At 59.6% G+C, this 22,049-nt stretch carries 19 protein-coding genes; 8 read left to right on the top strand and 11 right to left on the bottom strand.

The window, feature by feature from the left end:
- The 6 genes from hfq to K5D32_RS13820 all read right to left on the bottom strand — a co-directional run bounded on the left by hfq (position 1) and on the right by K5D32_RS13820 (position 6,650).
- Positions 1 to 261 (bottom strand): RNA chaperone Hfq, encoded by a 261-nt coding sequence (hfq, locus tag K5D32_RS13795; RefSeq protein WP_025258296.1) that lies wholly within the window; start codon positions 259 to 261, stop codon positions 1 to 3.
- Between the two features lie 92 nt (positions 262 to 353).
- Complete coding sequence (miaA, locus tag K5D32_RS13800) at positions 354 to 1,325, bottom strand: tRNA (adenosine(37)-N6)-dimethylallyltransferase MiaA (RefSeq protein WP_221600625.1); 972 nt, start codon at positions 1,323 to 1,325, stop codon at positions 354 to 356.
- Positions 1,326 to 3,266 carry a DNA mismatch repair endonuclease MutL gene (gene mutL, locus K5D32_RS13805; RefSeq protein WP_260407382.1) on the bottom strand — a complete coding sequence of 647 codons (1,941 nt, stop codon included), beginning with the start codon at positions 3,264 to 3,266 and terminating at the stop codon, positions 1,326 to 1,328. It abuts the gene before it with no gap.
- Positions 3,266 to 4,681 carry an N-acetylmuramoyl-L-alanine amidase gene (locus K5D32_RS13810; protein WP_025258293.1) on the bottom strand — a complete coding sequence of 472 codons (1,416 nt, stop codon included), beginning with the start codon at positions 4,679 to 4,681 and terminating at the stop codon, positions 3,266 to 3,268. Before K5D32_RS13810 ends, mutL begins: the two co-directional genes overlap by 1 nt.
- A gap of 14 nt (positions 4,682 to 4,695) precedes the next feature.
- Positions 4,696 to 5,166, bottom strand: a complete 471-nt coding sequence (gene tsaE, locus K5D32_RS13815) for a tRNA (adenosine(37)-N6)-threonylcarbamoyltransferase complex ATPase subunit type 1 TsaE (protein ID WP_025262626.1) — start codon at positions 5,164 to 5,166, stop codon at positions 4,696 to 4,698.
- Entirely contained in the window at positions 5,154 to 6,650 is a 1,497-nt protein-coding gene (locus K5D32_RS13820; protein ID WP_221600627.1) for an NAD(P)H-hydrate dehydratase, read from the bottom strand. Before K5D32_RS13820 ends, tsaE begins: the two co-directional genes overlap by 13 nt.
- Positions 6,651 to 6,713: 63 nt before the next feature.
- Here K5D32_RS13820 and queG point away from each other — a divergent pair, with 63 nt between their 5' ends.
- Positions 6,714 to 7,820, top strand: coding sequence for a tRNA epoxyqueuosine(34) reductase QueG (gene queG / locus K5D32_RS13825; RefSeq protein ID WP_221600630.1), 1,107 nt, complete (start codon positions 6,714 to 6,716; stop codon positions 7,818 to 7,820).
- A 67-nt stretch (positions 7,821 to 7,887) separates the two neighbouring features.
- Here the strand turns inward: queG and K5D32_RS13830 are convergent, their stop codons facing one another.
- Together K5D32_RS13830 and orn are read right to left on the bottom strand one after the other, a co-directional pair.
- Positions 7,888 to 8,496, bottom strand: coding sequence for a trimeric intracellular cation channel family protein (locus K5D32_RS13830; RefSeq protein ID WP_221593967.1), 609 nt, complete (start codon positions 8,494 to 8,496; stop codon positions 7,888 to 7,890).
- Positions 8,497 to 8,595: 99 nt separating this feature from the next.
- Positions 8,596 to 9,129 carry an oligoribonuclease gene (gene orn / locus K5D32_RS13835; RefSeq protein WP_221600632.1) on the bottom strand — a complete coding sequence of 178 codons (534 nt, stop codon included), beginning with the start codon at positions 9,127 to 9,129 and terminating at the stop codon, positions 8,596 to 8,598.
- A 107-nt stretch (positions 9,130 to 9,236) separates the two neighbouring features.
- Between orn and rsgA the strand changes: the two genes are divergently transcribed.
- On the top strand, positions 9,237 to 10,268 hold the full coding sequence (gene rsgA / locus K5D32_RS13840) for a small ribosomal subunit biogenesis GTPase RsgA (protein ID WP_025258289.1): 1,032 nt from the start codon (positions 9,237 to 9,239) through the stop codon (positions 10,266 to 10,268).
- Positions 10,269 to 10,323: 55 nt separating this feature from the next.
- Here the strand turns inward: rsgA and motB are convergent, their stop codons facing one another.
- Together motB and motA are read right to left on the bottom strand one after the other, a co-directional pair.
- Positions 10,324 to 11,340: a flagellar motor protein MotB gene (motB, locus tag K5D32_RS13845; protein WP_221600634.1), complete on the bottom strand. Its 1,017-nt coding sequence runs from the start codon at positions 11,338 to 11,340 to the stop codon at positions 10,324 to 10,326.
- 3 nt (positions 11,341 to 11,343) lie between these two features.
- Positions 11,344 to 12,195 (bottom strand): flagellar motor stator protein MotA, encoded by an 852-nt coding sequence (gene motA, locus K5D32_RS13850; protein WP_025258287.1) that lies wholly within the window; start codon positions 12,193 to 12,195, stop codon positions 11,344 to 11,346.
- 200 nt (positions 12,196 to 12,395) lie between these two features.
- On the opposite strand from motA, the gene K5D32_RS13855 reads away from it, so the two are divergent.
- From K5D32_RS13855 to K5D32_RS13870, 4 genes are all read left to right on the top strand, one after another.
- Positions 12,396 to 13,931 (top strand): HDOD domain-containing protein, encoded by a 1,536-nt coding sequence (locus K5D32_RS13855; protein WP_221600635.1) that lies wholly within the window; start codon positions 12,396 to 12,398, stop codon positions 13,929 to 13,931.
- Between the two features lie 44 nt (positions 13,932 to 13,975).
- Positions 13,976 to 14,791 (top strand): rhodanese-like domain-containing protein, encoded by an 816-nt coding sequence (locus tag K5D32_RS13860; RefSeq protein ID WP_221600637.1) that lies wholly within the window; start codon positions 13,976 to 13,978, stop codon positions 14,789 to 14,791.
- 48 nt (positions 14,792 to 14,839) lie between these two features.
- Complete coding sequence (gene asd / locus K5D32_RS13865; RefSeq protein ID WP_025258284.1) at positions 14,840 to 15,703, top strand: archaetidylserine decarboxylase; 864 nt, start codon at positions 14,840 to 14,842, stop codon at positions 15,701 to 15,703.
- A 259-nt stretch (positions 15,704 to 15,962) separates the two neighbouring features.
- On the top strand, positions 15,963 to 17,747 hold the full coding sequence (locus tag K5D32_RS13870) for a molecular chaperone (RefSeq protein ID WP_221593969.1): 1,785 nt from the start codon (positions 15,963 to 15,965) through the stop codon (positions 17,745 to 17,747).
- A gap of 48 nt (positions 17,748 to 17,795) precedes the next feature.
- On the opposite strand, the gene serB is transcribed toward K5D32_RS13870, so the two are convergent.
- Positions 17,796 to 19,010: a phosphoserine phosphatase SerB gene (gene serB / locus K5D32_RS13875; RefSeq protein WP_221600639.1), complete on the bottom strand. Its 1,215-nt coding sequence runs from the start codon at positions 19,008 to 19,010 to the stop codon at positions 17,796 to 17,798.
- 129 nt (positions 19,011 to 19,139) lie between these two features.
- On the opposite strand from serB, the gene K5D32_RS13880 reads away from it, so the two are divergent.
- Complete coding sequence (locus tag K5D32_RS13880; RefSeq protein WP_221593970.1) at positions 19,140 to 20,684, top strand: histidine kinase; 1,545 nt, start codon at positions 19,140 to 19,142, stop codon at positions 20,682 to 20,684.
- Between the two features lie 146 nt (positions 20,685 to 20,830).
- Positions 20,831 to 22,049, top strand: a protein-coding gene (locus K5D32_RS13885; protein ID WP_221600641.1) for an IS3 family transposase whose coding sequence is annotated in 2 segments (ribosomal slippage) — positions 20,831 to 21,182 and positions 21,182 to 22,049 — 1,220 coding nt annotated over the 2 segments. Because the reading frame shifts where the segments join, the coding sequence is not laid out codon by codon here. This gene is flagged as partial in the annotation.

Consider the following 22,049-nt stretch of genomic DNA (forward strand, 5'->3'; position numbering starts at 1 on the left):
TCAGGCGTTACCTGGCTCAGCGTCACCCGAATCGGAATCGGTAGCGCTAGGCAGGCGAATCGGACGAACAGGAACAACAGTGGAGATTGCGTGCTTGTAGACCATCTGGCTGACAGTGTTTTTCAGCAGGATGACGAACTGGTCAAAAGACTCGATGGTGCCTTGCAGCTTGATGCCGTTAACCAGATAGATCGAAACCCCGACCTTCTCTTTACGCAAGGTATTCAGGTAAGGGTCTTGTAGCGAATGCCCTTTTGACATGTGCCGCACTCCTTTAAGGATCAATAATAATAAAACGAATTCGATTCGCTCGAACCGGCCACCCCCCAAGGATAGACGGCAATTGCAAGGACTCAGCCCAATATGGAGGCCGATCCCAGGTATTTCAAGGTGCGTGGCAGATTGTCGCGTGCCAGGCTGTCCAACCAGTGCAAATTCTCCCAACTGCGTAGCCAGGTGAACTGCCTTTTGGCCAGCTGGCGCGTGGCAATGATGCCCCGCTCCTGCATTTCTTCCCGTGTCAGCTTCCCATCCAGGTGATCCCAGACCTGGCGATAACCGACAGCTCTTATCGATGGCAAACCCGAATGCAGGTCTCCTCTTGAGCGCAAAGCCAGTACTTCGTCCAGAAACCCCTGATCCAGCATTTGCAAAAAGCGTAGTGCGATGCGGTCATGTAACACCTTGCGATCAGCCGGAGCTATCGCGAGACTGGCCACAGTATAGGGCAATTGCTGACGCCCGGACGCTGTGGCTTGAGCAGTTTGCTCAGATTGTTGCTCGCGATGCGCCGTCATGCTCATCCCGCTGACCCGATACACCTCCAGTGCCCTGATCAGGCGCTGGGGATCGTTGGGATGGATACGTGCCGCAGACACCGGGTCCACGGCAGCCAACTGATCATGCAACGCCTGCCAGCCATGGGCCTTTGCGTGGGCTTCAAGCTCGGCTCGAACCTGTGCATCGGCGGCAGGCATATCCGCAAGCCCGTCCAATAGAGCCTTGAAATACAACATAGTGCCGCCCACCAGCAAAGGAATATTTCCCCGTGCGGTAATTTCGGCCATGGCGGCCAGGGCGTCAGTACGGAAATCGGAGGCGCTGTAGCTTTCGGACGGGTCGAGAATATCGATCAGACGATGGGGAAATTCGGCCAGTTGCTCCCGTGAAGGCTTGGCCGTTCCGATATCCATGCCGCGATAGACCAGCGCCGAATCTACGCTGATCAGCTCGCAAGGCAGGAGTTTGGTCAGTTCGATGGCAAGATCGGTCTTGCCAGCGGCAGTTGGCCCCATGAGAAAGATGGCCGGTGGTAAAGCATTCATTCAACGACCGCGCAGGAATAATTTGTCCAGGTCGTCCAGGCCCATCTGGGTCCAGGTGGGTCGACCATGGTTGCATTGGCCGCTGCGCTCGGTGTTTTCCATATCGCGCAGCAAGGCGTTCATTTCCGGGATGGCCAGACGGCGATTGGCCCGAACCGCGCCATGACACGCCATGGTGCCCAGCAGTTCGTTGATATGCGCCTGCACCCGGTCGCTGGTGCCGTACTCCATCAGATCGGCCAGCACATCGCTGACCAGACGGTTCGCCTCGGCCTGCTTGAGCAGTGCCGGAATCTGCCGGATGGCCAGGGTTTCCGGGCCAAGGCGCTGCAATTCAAAACCCAGGCGCTGGAAGGTCGCGATGTGCTCTTCGGCACAATCGGCCTCGCGCTGACTCACCGCCAGTGACTCGGGCACCAACAACGGCTGCCCGCTGAGGCCTTCGCTGGCCATGGCGATTTTCAGACGCTCATACATGATGCGCTCATGGGCGGCATGCATGTCCACCAGCACCAGCCCGTGGGCGTTTTCGGACAGGATATAAATACCCTTGAGCTGCGCCAGCGCGTAACCCAGTGGCGGAATATCGCTTTGCGACTCCGGCAGCGAAGCCGGTGCAGCCTCGGGCAGCGGCGCGAAAAACTCCCGATAGGCACTTTGCGCTTCGGCAGCTGGCAATGCGGAAGTCGGACGTGGCGAGTACTGATACTGATAGCCGCCGCCCGAACCGCCCGATGCCGGTCGTGCATAAGGCTCGCCCTGAGGCTGCTCCAGCACATTGTTCGCCAGACGCATTTCACCTTGCGGCCCGAACTCACCGGCCTGCGGCCCGCTTGGGCGCTCGACCACGGGTATCGGCGCACTGGTCAACTGATCGTCGGGCCGCACATCACCCAGGGAACGATGCAGAGTGCCGTACAGGAAATCATGCACCATGCGCCCGTCACGGAAGCGCACTTCATGCTTGGTCGGGTGAACGTTGACGTCCACGGCAGCCGGATCCAGCTCGAAAAACAGCACGAATGTCGGGTGCCGACCATTGAACAGCACGTCGCGATACGCCTGACGGACCGCATGGGCCACCAGCTTGTCGCGCACCGCACGGCCATTGACGAAGAAATACTGAAGATCCGCCTGACTGCGCGAGAACGTCGGCAAACCGACCCAACCCCACAGATGCAGGCCATTGCGCTCGATTTCTATCGGCAGCGCCTGCTCCAGGAAGCCCGGCCCGCAGATCGCACCGACACGACGCGCTCGCGCAGCATCGTCATGGGCTTCGTGCAGGCTGAGCACGGTTTTACCGTTGTGGCGAAGATGAAAAGCGACGTCGAAACGCGCCAGCGCCATGCGCTTGATGACTTCCTGCAGGTGGTCGAATTCAGTCTTCTCGGCCTTGAGGAACTTGCGACGCGCCGGCGTATTGAAAAACAGATCGCGAACTTCCACCGAAGTACCGACCGGATGCGCGGCGGGCTGCACACGCGGCGCCATGTCGCGACCTTCGGTTTCGACCTGCCAGGCCTTGTCGGCATCGCGGGTGCGAGACGTCAGGGTCAGGCGCGCCACGGAACTGATCGACGCCAGAGCCTCACCCCGAAACCCCAGGCTCATGACCCGTTCAAGGTCTTCCAGCTCGCGAATCTTGCTGGTGGCATGTCGCGCCAGTGCAAGAGGCAGGTCATCGGAAGAAATGCCACTGCCATCATCACGGACTTTCAGCAGCTTGATACCGGCCTGCTCGACATCGACATCAATGCGCCGGGCACCGGAATCCAGGCTGTTTTCCAGCAGTTCCTTGATGACCGAAGCTGGACGCTCGACCACTTCGCCCGCAGCAATCTGGTTGGCCAGTCGCGGGCTGAGCAGTTCGATTCGGGCTGCATTCAGGGCAGCATTCGCAGCATCGGTCTGATCGCCGTCGAGAAGAAGGTCACTCATTATTGCGCCGCAACCTCCGTGCTCGGGATGCTCAGGTCCTGGCCGATGCGCAAGGCATCGGTCTTCAGGTTGTTGGCATTGCGCAGGGTCGCCACGCTCATGTCATAACGGGCCGCCACCATCGCCAGGGTTTCCCCCGAGCGCACGACATGGGTCCGAGGCCCTTGCGCCAGCTTGCCGTTATCCCGCAGCCAGGCGATGTAAGTGCCTTGAGGCGGGTTCTGCTGGAAGAACTGTTTGACGCCCGAATTGATCGAGCGAGCCAACGCTTGCTGGTGAGAAGAGGTCGTCAGCTTGTTCGCTTCGTTGGCGTTGGAAATGAAGCCGGTTTCCACCAGGATCGACGGAATGTCAGGGGACTTGAGTACCATGAACCCGGCCTGTTCGACACGGGATTTGTGCAGCGAAGTCACCCGTCCGATATTGCTCAACACCTTCTGCCCAACGTTCAGGCTCGACGACAGCGAGGCCGTCATGGACAGGTCCAGCAGCACGCCCGCCAGCATCCGGTCCTTGTCATCCAGGCTGACCGCACCGGCACCACCGATCAGGTCGGAACGGTTTTCACTGTCCGCCAGCCAGCGTGCGGTTTCGGAGGTTGCGCCCTTGTCGGACAAGGCAAACACCGAAGCACCAAAGGCTGCTTTTGAAGGTGCGGCGTCGGCGTGAATGGACACAAACAGGTCTGCGCCCTTGGCACGAGCGATTTCCGTACGCTTGCGCAACGGAATGAAATAGTCGCCAGTGCGCGTCAGCTCGGCACGGTAGCCCTTTTCACCATTGATCTGGCGCTGCAACTCCTTGGCGATGGACAACACCACATGTTTCTCTTGCTGGCCTCTGCCGCCAGAGGCGCCGGGGTCTTCGCCGCCATGGCCGGCGTCGATGACGACCACGATGTCGCGCTTGCCGTTGGGCACAGGCGTCAGCTTGATTTCGGGCTTGGCCGGGCTCACAGGGACAGCGGGCGCAGTATTGGCCACGTTGTCCGGGATAGTCGGCGCAGGATTGGCGTCGGCGGCGTTGTCGAACAGGTCCACCACCAGACGGTTACCGTACTGCTGGTTGGGCGCCAGGGTGAAGCTCTTGGGCGTGACCACCTTTTTCAGGTCGATGACCACCCGAAGATCCGTCGGAGTACGTTGGGCCGAACGCATGCTGGTGATCGGCGTATTGGCCGTTGCCACATTCAGCGGCCCGGCGAGGGTCGCGCCATTGATATCGATGACCAGACGATCAGGCGATGTCAGCGTGAAAACACTGTGCTGGACAGGCCCGGACAGATCGAAAACCAGCCGGGTGTTATCCGGTGCACGCCATAAGCGGACACTTCGTACTTGGGTAGCGGCCAGCGCTTCGACGGCCACAGCCATCACCAGCAGGCCCACTACAGTAACCAGCGCGCGCATGCGCATACCTAACCCCATATCTATTTGAATTCCAAAGCCAAAGCGGCACACCAGGTTTCGCCACGCGAGCCTTGAGGGCTCAATGTTACAGACCGCCCCTGCTCATGCGGCCTAATGGTAATGGTCAGGTCGGGCTTTGGCAAAAAGCCTGTGCCGCGCTGAGGCCATTCGATAAGGCAGAGCACATCCCCGTCGAAGTAATCCCGCACGCCCATGAACTCCAGCTCCTCGGGATCCACCAGACGATACAGATCAAAGTGAAAGGCGCGTATCGAACCGATTTCATAGGGCTCGACCAGAGTAAACGTCGGGCTCTTGACCGCGCCCACATGCCCGAGCCCACGGATCAGGCCACGGGAAAGCGTGGTCTTGCCCGCCCCGAGATCACCTTCGAGAAAAATGACGCCGACACCCTGAGTGACCTGACCCAGGCGCGAGCCAAAACCCATCATGGCCTCTTCGCCAGTCAAATGCAGCGTTAACTCAGACACGGTTGTAGCTCCTCCAATAACTGACGAATGGCTGGAATTGTATCGCTGGCCGCCAGCCCGCGACCTGAAGCACCCGCCTGCTCTCCGGCGCGGGCATGCAGCCAGACACCGAGGCAGGCCGCATCGAATGGCGTCATGTGTTGCGCCAGCAGCGCGCCGATCAACCCGGCCAGCACATCGCCCAGACCAGCCGTGGCCATCGCCGGATGACCGCGATCACACACGGCAAGACGCCCGTCGGGATCAGCAATCAGGCTGCCGCTGCCCTTGAGCACACAGACGGTATTGAATTTACGGGCCAGCGCACGCGCCGCAGCCGGGCGATCGGCCTGGATTTCACCAGTGCTGACGCCCAACAGCCGCGCAGCTTCACCGGGGTGCGGAGTGATAACGCTGCCTGGCGGCATGTTCACAAAGCCACCGGCCAGTTGATTCAAGGCATCGGCATCCCAGACCTGAGGTCGCCGGGCAACCGCGGCTGCCGACAACAGACTGCGACCCCAACTCGCCTGCCCCAACCCAGGCCCCACCACCAGCACAGCAGCCGGCTCGATCAGGGCCAGCAACTGATTGGCAGAATGAATCGCCGCGCTCATGACTTCCGGCATCCGTACCAATGCCGCAGGCACATGCTCACTACGGGTCGCCAGAGTGACCATGCCGGCACCGCTACGCAATGCGCTTTCGGCACTCAACAGGGCCGCACCGCCAAAACCATGATCGCCGCCAATCACCAGAACCCGCCCATACAGCCCTTTGTGAGCGGCCCTGGGACGTGACGCCAGCGCTGGCAGGTTAAATGTATCCAGGCGTTTCGCACTGACCGGCGTCTGCGCAACCAGACTCGAATCCGCCTGCAAATCATCAAAGACCAGCTCACCGACCCGATCCGCCGCATCACCGGTCAGCAGCCCAAGCTTCAGGCCGATAAAGGTCACGGTCAGTTCGGCACGTACGGCGACACCCTGCACTCGTCCGGTATCGGCACTCAGGCCCGACGGAATATCCACCGCCACAACCGGCAAGCCACTGGCGTTGATTGCCTTGATCGCCGACAGATAAGGCTCGCGCACTTCGCCGTTCAAGCCCGTACCCAGCAAAGCATCCAGCACCACACCAGACAATGGCTGAGCGGACCATGGCTGAATATCGACACCCGTTGCGACAGCCTCACGGTGGGCCGCGACTGCATCGCCCGTCAGCGCAGCCGGATCACCCACAGCCAACACCGTCACCCGCCAACCGGCCTTCTGGGCCAGTGACGCCACCAGATAACCATCCCCGGCGTTGTTGCCGCGCCCGGCCAGCACGCTCAACTCGCCCGCCTGCGACCACTTGCGACGTATCGCCCGCCAGGTCGCATGAGCGGCGCGCTGCATCAATTCCAGGCCCGGCGTACCCGCTGCGATCAGCCGGGAATCGAGATCCCGCACCTGAGCGGCGCTGTACAGCGCGTCGGGTAAATGAGGTTTAGTGTCGAACATGCGTATCCGGGCTCCGATGTCTGGCAGAATTATACGCACCTTGGACCCGGTTTCTCTCTGCGCATGCCTGCTATTACTGCTGAACTTCCAACTTCCGATGACCTCACCCGCCTTGCGCAATCGATCAAGGAGTGGGGTCGTGAGCTGGGCTTTCAACAGGTCGGCATATCAGGGCTCGATCTGGCAGAGCATGAACAGCACCTGGAACGCTGGCTCGAGGCGGGTTATCACGGCGAAATGGACTATATGGCAGCCCATGGCAGCAAACGTTCCCATCCAGACGAATTGGTACCGGGCACGTTGCGTGTCGTGTCATTACGCATGGATTATCTGCCAGGCGATACCGAAATGGCACAGCGCCTGACAGAACCGGAAAAGGCCTACGTCTCGCGTTACGCTCTGGGTCGCGATTACCACAAACTGGTACGCAAACGTCTCCAGCAACTGGCCGAGCGTATCCAGCAAGCTATCGGGCCATTCGGTTTCAGGGCCTTCGTCGACAGCGCGCCGGTACTGGAAAAAGCCATCGCCGAACAGGCCGGGCTGGGCTGGATCGGCAAGAACACACTGGTGCTCAACCGCAAGGCGGGCAGCTTTTTCTTTCTTGGCGAACTGTTCGTGGATTTGCCGCTGCCGGTGGACGCGCCGCACGCAACCGAACATTGCGGACGCTGCACGGCCTGTCTGGACATCTGCCCTACAGCCGCCTTCGTCGACCCTTACGTGCTGGATGCCCGGCGTTGTATTTCCTACCTGACCATCGAACTCAAGACCTCGATCCCCGAAGAACTGCGCTCCTTGATCGGCAACCGGGTGTTCGGCTGTGACGATTGTCAGATCGTCTGCCCCTGGAACCGCTTCGCCCGACCGACCGATCAGAGCGACTTCAAACCACGCCACAACCTGGACAATGCGGGACTGGCCGAACTCTTCCTGTGGGATGAAGAAAAATTCCTCAGCAGCACCGAAGGCTCGCCACTGCGACGCGCCGGTTACGAGCGCTGGCTGCGCAATCTGGCAGTAGGCCTGGGCAACGCCCCCTCCACCATCCCCGTCCTCCAGGCCCTGGAAGCACGCCGCGATTACCCGTCAGAGATGGTGCGCGAGCATGTGGAATGGGCGCTTGGAAGGCACAAAGCTTCAAGCGGCAAGTTACAAGCTCCAAGCTGAGACGCTTCTGGCTTGTCGCTTGTCGCTTGAAGCTTGAAGCTTGAAGCTTAAAACTTGCAGCTCACAGCTACTGATCCTTATAGATGAACTTCGGCATTTCCCATTTGAAGCGGATCGCCAGCAGGCGCAGCAGGAGGCCGCCGAACAGGGTGATCAGGATGCTCTGCTCGGTGGGCAGCTCCAGGTATTGGCACAGCAAAAAGCACCATGCGGCGAGGAAGGACACGCTGGCATAGAGTTCTCGGCGGAAGATCAAGGGGATGTCGTTGCAGAAGATATCCCGCAGGATGCCGCCGAACACTCCGGTGATGACACCGCATACCGAGGCGATCAGCATGCCGTGCCCGGCTTCGAGTGCGGTCATGCAGCCAATGAGGGTGAAAGCCACCAACCCCAGAGCATCGAGGACCAGGAACAGCGAGCGCAGGTGGCGCATCAAGGGGGCGATGAAGATGGTCACCAGTGCAGCCACGCTGGTCAGGACCAGGTATTCCGGGTGTTTGACCCAGGTCAGCGGGTAATGGCCGATCAGCACATCGCGCACCGAACCGCCGCCAAGCGCAGTGACACACGCGATCAGCACCACACCGAACCAGTCCATGCCGCGACGCCCGGCAGACAGGGCACCGGTCATGGCTTCAGCAGTGATGGCAATCAGATAAAGCATCAGCAACATGGCGACTACACCTGCGACAAAGGCGCGCAGTCTAACCAGCGGATCAACGCACTGAAAGAGTGCGGCGAGGTTTATTCGCCACACTCAGGCAGCAACCCATTACTTGATGAAATGCTCGCGATAGAAACGCAGCTCGGCAATCGACTCCCGAATGTCGTCCAGCGCCAGATGGGTGTTGCCTTTCTTGAAGCGCAACTCCGGCGACCAGCGGGCAGCCAGCTCCTTGAGCGTCGAAACGTCAAGGTTGCGGTAATGGAAGTAGCTTTCCAGTGCCGACATGTGTCGATACAGGAAGCGGCGATCCTGGCAGATGCTGTTGCCACAGATCGGCGAGCTGCGCTCCGGTACCCACTGCTTGATGAAGTCCAGGGTCTGCGCCTCGGCTTCAGCCATGCTGATGGTGCTTTCGCGAACCCGCTGGGTCAGGCCCGAGCCGCCATGTTGACGGGTATTCCACTCGTCCATCCTGGCCAGCGTTTCGTCGCTCTGGTGGATGGCGATCACCGGCCCTTCGGCCAGGGTGTTGAGCTCACTGTCGGTGATGATCGTGGCCATTTCGATGATGACATCGGTGTCCGGGTCCAGGCCGGTCATTTCCAGATCGATCCAGATCAGGTTTTGCTTGTTCTGCATGTGACGACTCCTTGGCTAGGCTTCGCAGTTTAGCTCACCCCGGCGTGCTAGACTCCGCCGGATTCAATGTACGACCCAATCATTCGCTTTATCGACTCGGAACACCCATGGCCAAACGCCAACTCAATCGCCGCCAGAACTGGCGCATCGAAAAGATCCAGGGCGAGCGCGCTGCCCGCGCTGCAAAACGCGAGACGCAGGCTCTGGAAACCCTGGAGGGCGGCGACCTGGGCCCCGAGCAGACCGGGCTTGTGATCGCTCACTTCGGTGTGCAGGTTGAAGTCGAAGCCCAGGACGGCGAACAGCGTGGCCAGGTCTTCCGCTGCCACTTGCGCGCCAACCTGCCCGCGCTGGTTACCGGCGACCAGGTGGTCTGGCGTGCCGGCAACCAGGGCATTGGCGTTATCGTTGCACAACTGCCCCGCACCACCGAACTCTGCCGCCCGGACACCCGCGGCCAGCTCAAGCCGGTAGCAGCCAACGTCGACCTGATCGTGATTGTCTTCGCGCCGATGCCCGAGCCTCACGCCAACCTGATCGACCGCTATCTGGTTGCCGCCGAACACGCCGGCATTCACCCGTTGCTGCTGCTCAACAAAGCCGATCTGATCGACGAGCAGAACGCTCCGGCGCTCAACGCCCTGCTGGCGGTGTACCGCACACTGGGTTATCCGGTCATGGAAGTGTCGGCACATCATGGCGATGGCATGCAACAGTTGCAGAACCGCCTCGATGGCCATATCAGCGTATTCGTGGGCCAGTCGGGCGTGGGCAAGTCTTCGCTGGTCAACAGCCTGCTGCCGGAAGTCGAGACACGTGTCGGCCCGCTGTCGGAGCTGTCCGGCCAGGGTACGCACACCACGACCACCGCACGCCTGTTCCACTTCCCCCGCGGCGGCGACCTGATCGACTCGCCGGGTATTCGCGAGTTCGGCCTGGGCCATGTCAGCCGTGCCGATGTAGAAGCCGGTTTCATCGAGTTCAACGACCTGATCGGCACCTGCCGTTTCCGCGACTGCAAGCATGACCGTGAACCGGGCTGTGCCTTGCTCAAGGCTCTGGAAGATGGCCGGGTTCAGCAGCAGCGCATGAACAGTTATCGCTCGATCATCGCCAGTCTGCCGCAAGACAGTTACTGATACGCACACAAAAACGCCGCGATGATCGCGGCGTTTTTGTATCGGTTGTCATCACTCAGTTTTTGGCGGGTTCAGCCCGCAACTGGCCTTCCTCGAAGATATTCAGCTTTTGCCGAATCTCGTGAGGCTGGGCATAGGCCTGCGGATCGACCGGTACCGTACTGGACGCTCCCGGAGCACCTGGCGCTGCCGGGGCAGGCGGGGTCTGCGGCGCACCACCGCCACCCTGATCGCCTTCGATACGCTGCTGGGCCTTTTTGGTCAACACGACGATATCGATACGACGGTTCACCGGATTGAAAGGATGCTCACGGTCATACAGCGACGAAGAAGCATACCCGACCACCCGGGCGACCTGCGAATCAGGGTAACCGCCTGCAACCAGCGCACGACGTGCAGCGTTGGCGCGGTTTGCCGACAGTTCCCAGTTACCGAACTCACCACTGCCCACATAAGGCTTGGCGTCGGTGTGGCCGCTGATGCTGGTCTTGTTCGGCACCGTGCGAATGGTGTCGGCCATGGCCAGCAGAATGTCCTCGAAGTACGGTTTCAGACGGGCGCTGCCGGAGTCGAACATGGGCCGGTTATCAGCGTCCATGATCTGGATCCGCAGGCCATCCTGAGTAATCTCGAACAGGATCTGATCCTTGAACTTCAGCAGTTGCGGGTTCTCTTCAACCTTGTTCTGCAGTTCCTGCAACAGCATCTCAAGACGCTCCTGCTCAACCTGCTCAGCCTTGGATTCAGAGGTGTCAGACTCGATAGGCACGGTATCCGGGGACGGCGTGGTCTTGACCTCGGGGTTGAGGGTCTGGTTAGGCGACATCTCGGGCGAGCCGCCCAGGTCGATCACATAAGGCGAGCCACTGTCAGTGAAGCCGACCGGGTCCTTGAAGTAACCTGCGACCGCGATCAACTGCTCGGGTGTGGCAGCAGACAACAGCCACAGCACCAGGAAGAACGCCATCATCGCTGTCGCAAAGTCAGCGAAGGCAATCTTCCAGGCGCCACCGTGGTGTCCGCCACCAAAGCGCTTTACGCGCTTGATGATTATCGGCTGATTATTTTCCATGACTTAACGACCGCGAACCGCTTGTTCCAGCTCGCTGAAGCTGGGCCGATGCGCTGGATACAGAACCTTGCGACCGAACTCCACGGCCAGTGAAGGTGGCATGCCGGAAGCCGAAGCCACCAGGGAAGCCTTGATGCATTCGTAGACGTTCATCTCTTCCTTGGCGTCGTGAGCCAGGGAAGTGGCCAGCGGGCCGAAGAAGCCGTAGGCCGCCAGAATACCGAAGAAGGTACCTACCAGAGCCGCACCTACGTGCATACCGATAGCGGCCTTGTCGCCAGAACCCAGGGAAGCCATGGTGATCACGATACCCAGTACCGCTGCCACGATACCGAAACCGGGCATACCGTCGGCGATACCGGTAACGGCGTGAGAAGGATGCTCAAGCTCTTCCTTCATGCTCAACAGTTCCATGTCGAACAGGCCTTCAAGCTCATGGGGCGCCATGTTGCCCGACGACATGATCCGCAGGTAATCGCAGATATAGGCCGTCATGCGTGCATCCTTGAGCACGCCAGGGTACTTGGCAAAGATCGGGCTGGAAGCCGGTTCCTCGATATCCCCTTCAATCGCCATCATGCCTTCGCGGCGGCTCTTGTTAAGGATCTCGTAGACCAGACCAAGCACTTCCAGATAGTAGGCGTGAGTAAAACGCGTACCGAACATCTGCAAGGACTTCTTGAAGACGTGCATGGTCATATAGCCAGGGTTGGCCTGGAGGAATGCACCCAGGGCTGCACCACCGATAATCAGCACTTCATAGGGCTGAAACAGCGCTGCGACCTGGCCGTGGGATAGAACGTATCCGCCGAGCACGCTCGCGAAAACGACAATGATGCCGATAATTTTAGCCATAGGTAGAAAATACTTATCGAGTCGGGTTCAGGGGCAAGTGCGGAAACTCTTGTTCTACGTATCGGCCTCCTTGGTCCAGACTATAGTCAGTTATTGTGAAAAACCAGTTCGCCACTAGAACAAAGGCTTGAAAACAGCTGTCCAGCCCTGAAGAATCGCAGCCTGCGCTGCATAAAAAAATCAGCTGTAAAGGCCTTCCAATGTCGACCGCAAGCTCTGTGAAGCACTCGATACCCAAGACACTCGATGCCTGGATCAAGCATCTGGACGCCGTGGACTTGCCTATCCCCTCGGTGAACCACAATCATGTTCGCGACGCGCTGAAAGACAGCCGCCGCTCGCTGCGCGACATCGCCGACATGATGCAGGAAAGCCCGGAGCTGGTATTGAGCGTGCTGCGTGAAGCCAACCATAAAAGCCATGGCATGGTGGAACCGGCGGAAAGCCTGGAGATTGCAATCAACCGACTGGGGCTGGCCCGCACCGAAATACTGCTCGGTCGCCTGCCTGCCAAAGACCCCAAGGACATACCGGCCGCTTTCCGCCAGTTGATCCTTATCAGCCAGCATGCCACGCAACAGGCCAATGGGCTGTTCGCCAGTCGCCTCGCCCGCCTGTGGCAGGACATCCATCTGGGCAGCCTGTTGTTTCTGTCGCCGCTGTGGCCCATGGCACTCGCGCATCCCAAGCTTCTGGAGGACTGGGAAGTGCGGGTCATTCACAAGGGCGAGTCCAGCAGCGTGGTCGAGAAAGAGCTGTTCGGCGTCTGCCTGCTGGAGCTGTGCCTGGCGCTGGCCGAGTTCTGGCGTCTGCCGGTCTGGGTCACCCGCGGCTATAAAGTGCTGATCAACGAGCGACGCGAACTGGTCAAGGCCCTGCACATCGCCCGGGAGGATCAAGACCCGTTGCGCCAGCAGCAACTCATGGATGCCGACCCGAACCTGCGTCGCTGGCTGAATCAGCCAGCCAATACCGTGCTGCTGGGCAATGGCCTGGCGCTGTCGGCCCAACAAGCCTGGAACAGCCCGCATTGCCTGCGCTGGGAGCGGCTCGCCAGCCTTTATCTGCAACAGACACTGGCGGAAGTCCAGCAACAGGCTCACCAGAACGCCGCCAGCAGCGCTCGCATCCATGCCGAAACAGATTTGTGGCATCCGGCCGAATCCCTGATCTGGCCCTGGGACGCCCGACGCATCAGACGCGACAACGATGTCGCTCCCCCGCCCTCCGCCGACGCCCTGCAACAGTGGCGCAAGCAGTGCGCCGAATTGCTGGTCGAACCCACGCCGTTCATCAATTCCATGCACCTGACCACGACCGCTCGCGACGCTTTGATGGCCTGCGGTATGGAACGGGTCATGCTGCTGATGGCGGACAAGACGGCCAGCGTAGTGCGCGTGCATCTGGCCGGCGGGCTGCCACCAGAAGTTTCGGGGCTCCAATTCTCTATAAAGGAAAGTACGGTCCTGCAGCGCCTGCTGACCCAACCAACCCAACTGCGCATCACCCCCACCAACCACGCACAATTTGCGGCGCTGCTGCCTGCTGCCCTGAAAGGCATCTTCAAGGGCGAGCACTGGCTGATCCGCTCACTGGGCAATAACGGCAGGGTCCTGCTGCTGGTGGTCGCGGATCAGGGTGGAGGTCCATTGTCGGAAATATCCGTTCAGGCATTCGGAAAAACCGCGCAATGTATTGAGCGATCACTGGCTATCTTTAGCCAACGCAAAGCCTGAGGCCTGGCGTACAATTCGCACTTTCCCTTTATCGGAGGCTGCAAATGTCCGTCTTCACTGGTTTGCCGTTGGTCATCGAGCCACAAGATCTGCTTGAGCGCCTTGACGCCCCGCAACTGATCCTCGTCGATCTGACCAGCAGCGCCCGTTACGAGGCTGGTCATATCCGCGGCGCCCGCTTCGTCGATCCGAAACGCACGCAACTGGGCCAGCCTCCCGCGCCCGGCCTGCTGCCTGCCCATGGGGATCTGGAAAAACTGTTCAGCGAACTCGGCCACAACCCGGATGCCGTCTATGTGGTCTATGACGACGAAGGCGGCGGCTGGGCCGGACGCTTCATCTGGCTGCTGGATGTCATCGGCCACACGGGCTACCACTATCTGGATGGCGGCGTGCTGGCATGGGAAGCGCAATCCTTGCCGCTGACCACCGATGTTCCGGCTGCTGCGACCACTCCCGTGGCCCTCACCCTGCATGGCGAGCCCACCGCGACCCGCGAATATGTCCAGTCCCGTCTCGGCGCTGCCGACCTGGCGATCTGGGATGCCCGCGGCCCGACCGAGTATTCGGGGGAAAAAGTCGTGGCGGCCCGAGGCGGCCATATCCCTGGCGCAGTCAACTTCGAGTGGACTGCCGGCATGGATAAAGCCCGCAACCTGCGTATTCGCCAGGACATGCCACAGATCCTGGAAAACCTGGGCATCACTCCCGACAAGGAAGTGATCACCCACTGCCAGACCCACCACCGCTCCGGCTTTACTTATCTGGTGGCCAAGGCTCTCGGCTATCCACGGGTCAAGGCTTACGCCGGGTCATGGGGGGAATGGGGCAATCACCCGGACACCCAGATCGAGAAGTGACATCAGCTCCAAACGAGTCGGCTCCTCCCTCAAGCTTTAGGAATATAAATGAAAGAGCGTCTGTTCATCCTTAGTCAGCACCTGCTGCCACACCATCTTCTATCCCGTCTGGCAGGCTGCGTTGCCGAATGCCGCGTGCGCTGGTTCAAGAATGCCTTCACCGCCTGGTTCGCACGCCGCTATCAGGTGGACATGTCTCAGGCCCAGGTCGAAGACCTCACTGCCTACGAGCACTTCAACGACTTCTTCACCCGCGCCCTGAAACCGGACGCACGCCCACTGGACACCACTCCCGGCGCCATCCTGTGCCCGGCTGACGGCGCCATCAGCCAGTTGGGTCCTATCGAGCACGGCCGTATCTTCCAGGCCAAGGGCCACAGCTTCAGCGCACTCGAGCTGCTGGGCGGCGATCCAAAACTCTCGGCTCCGTTCATGGGCGGCCAGTTTGCGACTGTCTACCTGTCACCAAAGGACTACCACCGCGTCCACATGCCTCTTGCCGGGACCTTGCGCGAAATGGTTTACGTGCCAGGCCGTCTCTTTTCGGTCAACCAGACCACCGCCGAAAACGTTCCAGAGCTGTTCGCCCGCAATGAGCGCGTGGTCTGCCTGTTCGACACCGAGCGCGGCCCGATGGCCGTAGTACTGGTCGGTGCCATGATCGTCGCTTCGGTGGAAACCGTCTGGGCCGGGCTGGTCACGCCGCCCAAGCGCGAACTGAAAACCGTGAGCTATGACGAAGCCGCACGCGCACCAATCCACCTGGAGAAAGGCGCGGAAATGGGCCGCTTCAAGCTGGGTTCCACCGCTATCGTGCTGTTTGGCCCGGATCAGGTTAAATGGGCCGAGGAGCTGACCGCAGGCTCCAAGGTCCAGATGGGGCAAGCCATGGCAGCACCTGCCCAGGCCTGAAACATCTCCTGACTTGAAATGCACAGGTTCTCAGGAACCTGTGCTCAAGCCAGTGCTCCAAGGGAAGCAGACAGGTACTGGCATGAGGCCATAAAAGCTGCGAGAACGTGTCGATGCTGTTAAAGTCGCCTTATCGGTGCTGTAGGAAGCAGCGCACTTTAATTGACGCATGCACGATAAATTCACTGCAAAAATGCGTGAAATTCGTCAATCAAAGCCACCGTTCTGGCCTTTGAAGTAGCTGGAGTCTGCCTGTCACATGAGTAATTTGAGCTTACCTCTGTTGTTGCGTGCCCCCACGCCAACACAGTCGAGCCTGTCATTCTGTGAACCCAATCCCCGCGACCTGAAACGCTGGATCTCCAGCCTGCCCAAAGCAAACATCGGCGAAATGGCCCGCCAGCTCTATCAAGGGCTGTCCGAACTCAACCAGCTGATGACTCCCAGCGAGAACCGTCTCCAACTGCTGGAGCTGCTGCGCCCTGAAGTCTATTTCGTTTGCAGCCACCTGGAGCGGCACTTCCTCAATCAGGCCATCGTGCTGGATGAGCGTCCGCGCAAGGTCGCCAATCTTTGCCAGGCGCTGCAAAACCACCTGGCAACCGGCTACAAACAGATCATCCAGAATGTGGCGACGCGCTACAGCAAGGAACAGGGCGCTCTGCTCACCACCGCCTTGCAACGCGCCATGCACGCACTCAACGGCCCCTTGATCCGCGCCAGTCAATTGTATTGCCCAGTGCAGGACGGCCTCTGGCTTGAGCTGCACAACATCTATCAGATTGCCCGCCAGTACCAGTTGCACAGCACGCCGGTGAATGAGCCGCTGGGCACCCATACTCGCACCCTGAGCGTAGAGCAGACCTATGCCATCGCGCTGCTGATGGGTTGCTCACGCAGCAATCAGATGCGCCAGTTGAATATCGGCAAGATGGCCGAAGCTCTGGAAGCCTGGAGTGCGCTGGTCACACTGCAATCGCCAGCCAATGAAAACAGCCTGTTTGCCCTGGACCCCACGTCCGACAAACCGCCGCTTTATCGCACGCTGTTTACCGACGAGCAGTTGCCCAAGCTGCTGGGGATCAACTCCCTGGCACTGGCCGACGCCCTCAATAAATACCTGGAACTGCCCGCCGATCAGCGCTCGCAGTCCAGATTACTGGTCCCGCCTCGTACCACCACCGACCTGCTGCAACATCTGGCAGCAGCCTGGGGCGATGTGGCCGAACGAACCTTTCAGCGCACCGCAGGACAGGGCACGCTCAAACTGTGCATCGGCATGAGCGCCCTGCACTATTACGTCGGCGGCCAAAAGTCCTTCACCGAACAGTTACTGCTGCCGGCCGCGAGCAGCGTGGCAGATTTCAGCCTCAAAGTGGTCAACGACAATACCGACGACCCTTGGTCCAACGCCTTCGATACCCATCGCGGCAACACCTCGTCGGTCTTGCTGCCTTTCGAGGAAATCGAATACCAGTCCGCCGATGGCGACAACGAGTCGGCTTCCAACGCCCAGAACATCTTTGCGACCTTCGAACTGAATATCGTCAACCACAGCCCCGGCGGCTATTGTCTGGCGTGGCCCAAAGAGGTCCCGCCACAATTACAGGCCGGTGAACTGGTGGGTATTCAGGATGACGCCGGTCAGGGCTGGAGCATCGCCATCGTGCGCTGGGTCAGACAGGTACGCAGCGGCGGCACCCAGATGGGCATCGAACTGATTGCCCCATTCGCGCAGCCCTGCGGCATGCAATTGATACGTGAAGGACAAAACAGCCAGTACCTGCGCACCCTGATGCTTCCGGAGGTCCGCGCCATGGGCAAGCCACCGACCGTACTCGCCCCGCGCCTGCCCTTTCAGGAAAACAGCCAGGTCATGATCAACGTCAATGGCGAAGAACGCCGGGCAGCGCTGAGCAACCGGCACATCAGCAGCGCCAGCTACAACCAGTTCGAGTACAAGATCTACGATGCGCCCAAGGCCACGGAAAGTGAAAAGCCGAAGCCGGGGCAGGAATTCGATTCGTTGTGGAGTTCGCTGTAGCAGCCGCAAGCCTTCAGAAGATTGCGACAGCTACACAGACCGGGCGTGTCAGCCGCGACCCTCGCGGTCCCGGAAGCCCAGCAGGTACAGAACTCCGTCCAGACCCAGTGTCGAAATCGCCTGTTTTGCAGACTGCTTCACCAGTGGCTTGGCGCGGAACGCGACCCCAAGACCGGCAATCGCCAGCATCGGCAAGTCATTGGCGCCGTCGCCCACCGCGATAGTCTGCTCCAGACTCAAACCTTCCTTGTTCGCCAGCTCGCGCAGCAGATCGGCCTTGCGTTGCGCATCGACAATCGGCTCGACTGCCACACCGGTCACTTTGCCGTCGACCACTTCCAGCTCGTTGGCGAACACATAGTCGATGCCCAGCTTCGCCTGCAACTGCTTGGCAAAGTAAGTAAAGCCGCCGGAGAGAATGGCGGTCTTGTAGCCCAGGCGCTTGAGTTCGGCAAACAGGGTTTCAGCACCTTCGGTCAGGCGCAGGGAAGCACCGATTTCATCCAGCACCTTCACATCCAGCCCCTTGAGCAGCGACAGACGCTCCTTGAAGCTGGCGCGGAAATCCAGTTCGCCGCGCATGGCGCGCTCGGTGATTTCCGACACCTGCTCACCGACGCCGGCCGCCTTGGCCAGCTCATCGATGACTTCGGCTTCGATCAGGGTCGAGTCCATGTCGAACACGGCCAGGCGACGGTTGCGGCGGAACAGCGAATCCTGCTGGAACGCGATATCGACGTTCAGGTCCTGAGCCACGCTGAGGAATTCGGCCTGCATGGCTTTCGGGTCAGCAGGCTCGCCGCGCACGGAAAACTCGATGCAGCCCTTGCCCTTGTCGGCTGGCGTGTCGAGGGGCATGCGCCCGGACAGACGATCTATATGGTCGATATTCAGGCCGTATTTTGCGGTGATGGAGCTGACACACTGCAATTGCTCGGCCGTGACCTTGCGGGTCAGCAGGGTCACGATATGCCGTGCCTTGCCTTGTCCGTCGACCCATTGCTGGTAATCCGCTTCGGACACCGCTGTGAAACGCACCTGCTGATCAAGCTTGTAGGCCGTGAACAGGATGTCCTTGAGGACGGAAGAACCCTGTTCGGTATCCGGGATTTCAACCAGGATGCCGAACGACAAGGTGTCATGGATCACCGCCTGACCAATATCGAGGATGTTCACGCCACCCTGGGCAAGAACGCCGGTGATGGCCGCAGTGAGACCCGGACGGTCGACACCAGTGATGTTAATCAGGACGATTTCGCGCAAGGCACACCCCAGCAGTGGAAAAAAACCGCATTCTAACCACTTTCTGTGACCGTCGGGCACAGCCAGCGCTTTGCCGCTACTGGGACGGTCGTTATACTGCGCGCAACTTCACCGAAAGAGCCGTGCTCTGTGAACCGGCCCACGCCCGTTAAAACCGATAATTTCTTCCTGCTTATCTTTCGTGCATTGCGCCACCGCCGTGTACCGATAGCTTTGCGTATTGCCAGCCATAACGTGATCCTGGTCGCCTTGGCGTTGGTGATCTACGCCGGCGTCATGGGCCTGCAATTCAAGCAGGCCATGCACGAACAGGCTGACGCACTGGGGCAGGCCCTGACCACACAGACTGCAACCTCGGCCACCGAGCTGCTGGTGTCCAACGACATCCTCAGCCTCAACGTGCTGCTGGGCAATCTGGTCAAGAACCCGTTGGTGGCCCACGCGGCTATCTATAGCGTCGACAACCGCATCCTTGCGGAGGCCGGACAGCGTCCGAAAAACAGCCTGCTGGGTGAAGCCCAGGGTCTTTATGAAATAAAGATCACTTTCCAGGATGTCATGGCCGGACACCTGCGCATCAGCCTGGACATGACGCAATTCCAGCAGCCCATGACCATCAGCCTGCAAAGCATGGGCATTCTGGCGGGCATCCTGCTCGCACTGGCGTTGACCTTGAGCCTGCGCCTGGGCCGCCATATCTCCACGCCACTGCTGCAACTGCGGATCTGGCTGCGTGATATCGATCCTTACACCCCCGCCACCGACCGCCAGGATGAAATCGGCGATCTGGCGCGGCAACTACGCGCCTCCTTCGCACCACCGGTTCCAGAGCCGCAAACGCCGCCGGAACCCGAGTACAGCGAAGAGGACGATGCGTACCTGGAGCCTGAAGACGAGAAGCCAGCGCCTTCATTTTCGGCACGAGACACAAGCTTCGATGAAACGCCCAAGCCTCGCGTGATCGCGCCTCCCGCGCAACATCGCTTCGTGGCGCAAGAAGATGAAGAGGACGAAGAAGATCCGTTTGCCGATCTTCGCGACAACTCCAGCAACACACCGGCCATTCGCCCTGCTGCTGGACTGTCCACTCCAGGCGAGCCACAGCACAGCGCCGTACTGGCCGTGCAACTGGGCGCCCAGGATCAACTGCGCCGCCTGCCACGCGCACGCCTGACCGACCTGCTGCAACGCTATCGCGACTGCCTCGATCAGGCGGCCTCGCTGTATGACAGCGAACTGCACACCCTGAATGACGGCAGCACACTGATGCTGTTCCACAGCCAGGAAAGCGGTGAGGACTACCTGACCAATGCGATCTGCTGTGGCGAACTGCTGCGTGCATTGAGCCACGCCTTGCAGATCGAAGTCGCCGACAGCGGCATCACCCTGCAATTGCAGTTGGGCCTGACGCTGGGTGAAGGCCTGTCCGGCCTGAGCCAGATCGATCTGCTGCTGACCGAAACCGCTCAGGACGCACTGGCACTCTCTCAGCACAGCCGTAACCTGCTGCTGGTAGAGCGCAAGATCAACGACGACACCCTGATCCGCCAACGCGCCCGCATCCGCCCGATCGCAAGCCCGGAAGGCGCCTGCTGCGTAGAGCGCCTGATGGAACCTTATCCGTCCATGCTGGAGCGCCAGCTGGCGCGCATGCATGAGACGCACAAGGCGTAGGAGCGAATTCATTCGCGATGCATTTCGCGAATGAATTCGCTCCTACGCGGATAACAAAAAAGCCCGCATCGCTGCGGGCTTTTTTGTTGGGCCTGTCCCGTCCTGAATAAGGTTTACACCTTCTGACTTTTCTTCAGGGGGACTCAATGGATTCGGGCAAAAGGCGCAGCCAGCGCGACTACACGTTAGCCTTTAAATTATCGGTCGTAGACCAGGTTGAAAAAGGCGAGTTGGGTTATAAAGAAGCCCAACGGCGCTATGGCATCCAAGGTCGGTCGACAGTATTGGTGTGGTTACGCAAGCACGGTCGGCAGGATTGGAGCCAAGGCGCATCAATTCGAGAGCCGAGGAGCAGGTCCATGACCGAGCCAACCCTCCCGCTGACACCCGAGCAGCGGATCAAAGAGCTTGAAGAACAGCTGGCGCTGAGCAACCAGAAGGCTCAATTTTTCGAAGCCGTCGTTAACGTTCTAAAAAATGACTACGGCGTTTCTATCGTAAAAAAGCGACCCGGCAAGTCCTCTCGCAAGGGCAAATCCAAGACCTGAGTATTAGTAGGGCTTGCCTGTTCATGGGTATTTCGCGTCAGGCGTACTACAAGCGTAATCGCGTTTTTGACGCGCGGGCCATCCAAGATCAAGAAGTGGTGGATTTCGTTCTGGAGAAGCGGCGTCGTCAGCCAAGGCTGGGTACACGCAAGCTGCATTACTTGATGAGCGCCGAAGCACCTGCGGTGCTGTGTGTGGGTCGAGATCGTCTGTTTGCCATCTTGCGTGACGCGCGCGAGCTGGTTCCGCGCAAACGGGCTTATCACAAGACCACTCATAGCCATCATCGCTTTCGCCGCCATCCCAACCTACTTAAAGCAGGCCCGGAACAAGTTGTAGCCAACGGGCGCGAACAGGTCTGGGTTGCAGACATAACCTATCTGCCAACGCAGGAAAGTGTGGCCTACGTAAGCCTTGTAACCGATGCTTACTCACGCAAGATCGTTGGCCATCACGTGCATGAAAGCTTGCATACGGAATCGGTGATTAAGGCGCTGGAAAAAGCGGTTAGTAAGCGAGAGACCGAACAACTGTTGATTCACCACTCAGATCGTGGCGTCCAGTACTGCTCCGACCTGTATCAGCGGTTGCATGCGAAACACGGGGTCAGGTGCTCTATGACCGATGGTTATGACTGCTATCAGAACGCTATGGCCGAACGAGTAAACGGGATTTTGAAAACCGAGTTTTTACTCCATCGGCCTAAAGATCTGGCTGATGCAGTGAAAATGGTGGATGAGTCAGTGCTGATCTATAACGAAGAGCGGCCTCATCTGGCCTTGAAATACAAAACGCCCGATGCGGTGCATCGGGCGTT

This window comes from Pseudomonas cichorii (assembly GCF_019719005.1).
GTDB lineage: Bacteria > Pseudomonadota > Gammaproteobacteria > Pseudomonadales > Pseudomonadaceae > Aquipseudomonas > Aquipseudomonas cichorii_E.